1 pseudogene is annotated in these 587 nt (G+C 53.3%); it reads right to left on the minus strand.

The features are described 5' to 3' along the window. Positions 1–587, minus strand: a pseudogene (locus tag EXE42_RS18680) (SAM-dependent methyltransferase); the annotation flags it as partial.

Below are 587 nucleotides of genomic sequence, written 5' to 3' on the forward strand. Positions count from 1 at the left end.
GAAGAGTTCGTTCTCGAGCCACTCCCGGAGGTTCGGGTAAGCCTCTTCGCCAGCGGACTTGCTTCCGAGAACCTCATCAACTTCCGCTAGGCGGGCGTCGGCATATTCGCCAAAGATACGTTCAAATTCTTCTTCTATACGTGTGAGTAGATCCCCTTCACCGTCAACGTCGGATAGAGGAACAATCCCGTCATCGTCCTCGTGGACCGCATGTATTGTGACATGAAGCAAGAGGTCCTTGACCATCTGTGGGAAGTCGTCGGTCGGTTCGGTAATTGTCTCAGGATCATACTCTCCGCGCTCTCGAGGGTCCTCGTTTGTTCGGAGAGCAATTTCCCGAAGAATAGTCTCACGCTGATCCTCAGTAATGTCGAAGCAATCAAACACTGCTTCGTCAATGGCACCCGCACAAGACTGGAGGTTGGCTTCAATCCTTTCGAGGTGTCGGGCTGCTTCTATTCCGAGTCTCTCCAGCGACGCCGACGGCTCAACAGTCGCCTTTGGAGTGTCAAGGTCTAGTTCCTCCCGAAGGTCGCGATGTGGGTGGTCATACTGAGGAAGTGAGTCCTTGACACCGAGGATTTCAA

Origin of the sequence: Halorubrum sp. SP3 (genome assembly GCF_005435195.1) — an archaeon.
Lineage (GTDB): Archaea > Halobacteriota > Halobacteria > Halobacteriales > Haloferacaceae > Halorubrum > Halorubrum sodomense.